This is a genomic window from Mesorhizobium sp. P5_C1 (assembly GCF_054049815.1).
Map to the genome: position 1 here is coordinate 1 of NZ_JBFULQ010000511.1, position 3934 is coordinate 3934.

The 3934-nt window shown below is 62.3% G+C and carries 4 protein-coding genes; all 4 read right to left on the reverse strand.

Annotated features, from left to right (window positions below; genetic code table 11):
- A partial coding sequence (gene rpoN, locus ACXJ7R_RS26845) for an RNA polymerase factor sigma-54 (RefSeq protein WP_457154469.1) occupies window positions 1-1491 on the reverse strand: 1491 nt, incomplete at its 3' end.
- A gap of 200 nt (window positions 1492-1691) precedes the next feature.
- Complete coding sequence (gene lptB, locus ACXJ7R_RS26850; protein ID WP_095084710.1) at window positions 1692-2510, reverse strand: LPS export ABC transporter ATP-binding protein; 819 nt, start codon at window positions 2508-2510, stop codon at window positions 1692-1694.
- The gene (locus ACXJ7R_RS26855; RefSeq protein ID WP_095084711.1) at window positions 2510-3091 is read right to left on the reverse strand and encodes an LptA/OstA family protein; all 582 of its coding nucleotides are present in this window, start codon (window positions 3089-3091) and stop codon (window positions 2510-2512) included. The genes lptB and ACXJ7R_RS26855 overlap by 1 nt, the downstream gene beginning before the upstream one ends.
- Window positions 3078-3791: an LPS export ABC transporter periplasmic protein LptC gene (gene lptC, locus ACXJ7R_RS26860; RefSeq protein WP_457154470.1), complete on the reverse strand. Its 714-nt coding sequence runs from the start codon at window positions 3789-3791 to the stop codon at window positions 3078-3080. Before lptC ends, ACXJ7R_RS26855 begins: the two co-directional genes overlap by 14 nt.
- Window positions 3792-3934 lie beyond the last annotated feature (143 nt).

A 3934-nucleotide genomic window follows, 5' to 3' on the forward strand; every position in this document is an offset into this window, starting at 1 on the left:
GCGCTGCACCGAGGAGGGAATATTCATGCCTTCCCGGTACTTGGCGACCGTGCGCCTGGCGATATCGACGCCACTCTCGCGCAACATGTCGACGATCGCATCGTCGGAAAGCACGTCGACGGGTTTTTCCTCATCGATCAGCTGCTTGATGCGGTCACGCACCGATTCCGAGGAATGCGCATCGCCGCCACCCGACGCAGCGATCGAAGCGGTGAAGAAGTACCGCAGCTCGAACACGCCGCGCGGCGTCAGCATGTATTTGTTCGCGGTGACCCGGCTAACCGTCGATTCGTGCATGCCGATGGCATCGGCCACCGTGCGCAGGTTGAGTGGCTTCAGCTGGCGCACGCCATGGACGAGGAAGGCATCCTGCTGGCGAACGATCTCTGAGGCGACCTTGAGGATGGTCTTTGCCCGCTGGTCGAGGCTGCGCGTCAGCCAGTTGGCGTTTTGCAGGCATTCGGCGAGGAAGTCCTTTTCAGCCTGGTTCTTCGCCTGCGGCGAAACCTGGGCGAAATAGATATGGTCGACCAGCACGCGCGGCAGCGTTTCGGCATTGAGCTCGACCGTCCAGCTGCCGTCATTGGCGGCACRCACCTCGACATCGGCGACGATGGCGTCACTAGCGCCGCCCGAGAACGCCATGCCCGGTCGGGGATCGAGCGCACGGATCTCGGCCAGCATGTCGAGCAGATCCTCCTCGTCGACGCCGCAGATCCGCTTCAGCGCATGGAAATCACGCCGTGCCAGCAGTTCGAGATTGGCGACCAGCGCCTTCATCGCCGGATCGAGCCGGTCCCGCACGGCAAGCTGCAGCGACAGGCATTCGGCAAGGTCGCGGGCAAACAGGCCGGCCGGCTCGAAAGTCTGGCACACCGCCAGCACCTTTCTCACCGCCGCGGCGTCCGTGCCGAGGCGGGCGGCGATCTCGGCCAGGTCGCCGCGCAGATAGCCGGTCTCGTCGAGGCCGTCGGCCAGGTCGGCGGCGATCAGCCGTGCCGCCGGATCGGCGAAGGCGAGCGCCACCTGTTCGCCGACATGATCGCGCAGCGTGATCGCCGCGGCCGCCATGTCGCCGGCATCAATGCCCTCGGATGAGGAACTCGCACCATTGCCGGAAGCTGATTTCCATTGCGCCGTCAGGTCGGGACCGAGCCGCTCGCTCGTCCCCGGATCGTCGGGAAACAGGTTTTCCAGCGACGTGTCGAGCTTGTCGGAGATCGCCTCGGCGCTCCACTGCGTCTCGTTTTCGAACCAGTCGCCGTCGTCGGCGGCGGCTTGTGGTTCCGCCTCGATTTTTTGCGACTGGTCGCTGGCGGCATCGTCCTGCGGCTCCGCACGCTCCAGCAGCGGATTGCGCTCGATTTCGTCATCGATGAAATGCTCAAGCTCGGTATGGGTAAATTGCAGCAGCCGAATCGACTGCATCAGCTGCGGCGTCATCACCAGCGACTGTGATTGTCGTAGCTGTAGTTTCGCCGCCAACGCCATTGTCTGGTTTCAAACGCCTCGTCTACGCATCCGGGCTTCCGGACAGGAATTTTTGCAGCGGGCCATAGAAACTGGCCCAGCTTTTGCTTGTCAAGGCAATAGCTAGCAAAACTCACTTACCGGAGCGTTATCTGGCGGCAAAATCGGAGAAATAGCGCGGTGAAGGCACCAAAAATCGTGTCAGGAAACAAATTTCACGCTCAGAGCGTAAAGCCCTCGCCGAGATAGAGCCGGCGGACATCCGGGTTTGCCACGACTTCGTCGGCCCGGCCATGGGTCAGCACCTGACCGGCGTGGATGATGTAGGCGCGGTCGATCAGGCCGAGCGTTTCGCGCACATTGTGATCGGTGATGAGGACGCCGATGCCGCGCGCCGTCAGGTGACGCACCAGTTGCTGGATATCGGCGACGGCGATCGGATCGATGCCGGCAAAAGGCTCGTCGAGCAGCATGTAGGCCGGCCGCGTTGCCAGCGCACGCGCGATTTCCAGGCGCCGCCGCTCGCCGCCGGAAAGCGACATGGATGGCGCCTTGCGCAGATGGCTGATGTGGAATTCCTCGAGCAGTTCGTCGAGATTGCGTTCGCGCTCCTTGCGGCTTTTTTCGACCACTTCGAGCACGGCGCGGATGTTCTGCTCGACACTCAGGCCGCGAAAGATCGATGCCTCCTGCGGCAGATAGCCGATGCCGAGGCGCGCACGACGATACATCGGCATCGAGGTGACGTCGAAGCCGTCGATCTCGATCGTGCCCTCGTCCACCGGCACCAGGCCGGTGACCATGTAGAAGCAGGTCGTCTTGCCGGCGCCGTTGGGGCCGAGCAGTCCAACCGCCTCGCCCGCGCGCACACCGATGGTGACGCCGCTGACGACCTTGCGGCCCTTGTAGCTCTTGGTCAGACCCTTTGCGATCAGGGTCCCCTTGAACTTTCCCGTATCGACGGTCACCGTGGCCGGTGCCGAAAGCTTGCCGGCGGCCCGCCCCGGAAGACGCGCCGTCAGCGACGACAGGCTGGCCATCAGGGGTTCGCCGCTCCCGATTTCGGCGGCGGTGTGATCGACATCTGGACACGTTGCCCAGCGCATGGATCAACCTGGGCCAGGCCGGTTTTCATCTGCACGACGAGCTTGCAGCCGACCAGCACATTGTCGTTTTGCGACAGGACGACCTTTTTGCCCGAAAGCACCAGAACCTGGCTCTTCATGTCGAAGCTGCCCTGGTCACCGGTGGCGATCTGCGCGTCCGACTTGATGTAAACCTTGTCGGAGATCTCCAGGTGGTCGATGTTGGCCGAGCCGGTCATCGCCGCGCCCGCGGCTTCCGTGCCCTTGGCCGCGGCATTGGGGTCCTTGACGTAGTACACCGTCATCTTGCCGGCCTTCATCAGCGTCGGCCCCTGGACGACGCTGACATTGCCCGTGAAGATGGCGACATTTTCTGCTTGGCGGACTTCCAGCTTGTCGCTTTCGATCTGGATCGGCTTGTCGCCGGACAGTTTCAGACCTGATTGGCTGGTGGACTGCGCCAATGACGGCACCAGCCCGAGCAGCAGCAACGCCGAAGTTGCAGCCGCGAGCCGCGTCGAACTACTGAGCCGCATTGATTTCTCCGCTGTTTCCCTCTGCCGTCTTCAAGGCGGCGGAATCGATGTTGACGCGCACTTTGTTCTCGAAAACCAGAACCTTGCCATTGTCCTGGACCGACATCGAATCCGCCGTGATCCGTGACCCCTCACGGCTGACATCGACGGGATCTCCCGTCTTCATAGTGCCTTTGCCCATGTCGAGGAAGACCGATTTGAACTTGGCCTGCATGCCGTCAGTTGTGGTGATGTCAACGTCGCTGGTCAGGTTCATCGTATTGCCGTTGCGATCGTAGGTGCCGTGCGAGGCCTTGATCGCCGCGATATTGTCAGGTCCGACCGGGATCTTGGCGTCGATGCCTTCCAGTTCGATGATGCCTTGCGTGCTGACGTCCTGGATGGCGCGCAGTGCCGTCATCGAATAGGGCTGCTTCTGCTTCGTGAAACCGTTGAGCTTGGGATTGGCCATCACCAGCTTGCCGTTGGAAAAAGCGGTGCCTTCCGCCTGGACCGCGACGGAGACCGGCGCGGCCAGATAGGAATAGACCGGGAAGGCGACAGCGATCAGAACCGCGGCCAGCGGCACGGCAAACTTGAGAACGCGCACGCGGCGCGAATGACGCTGGGCGCGGTCGAAAGCATCGCCACGCATCCGGACGTCCGCCGGGGGAGCCAACTCCGTCTCGGCGTTGGTCGATTCAATCGGTCGCGCTAACATTCAACGCTTTCTTCTAACCCCTTGCCCACCCGCGAGCACCGCCTATAGGTGGGACGCCGCCGCCTGCAAGCAAGCACAAGCCCATGAAAACTGCAAAAATGTGACAGCCGCGTTTGTACAGATGAAAATGAGATCCGCACAAC

Coding starts and splice junctions, on each gene's coding strand:
- lptB (WP_095084710.1), bottom strand. CDS start 2,510: ATGGCCAGCCTGTCGTCGCTGACGGCGCGTCTTCCGGGGCGGGCCGCC.
- ACXJ7R_RS26855 (WP_095084711.1), bottom strand. CDS start 3,091: ATGCGGCTCAGTAGTTCGACGCGGCTCGCGGCTGCAACTTCGGCGTTG.
- lptC (WP_457154470.1), bottom strand. CDS start 3,791: ATGTTAGCGCGACCGATTGAATCGACCAACGCCGAGACGGAGTTGGCT.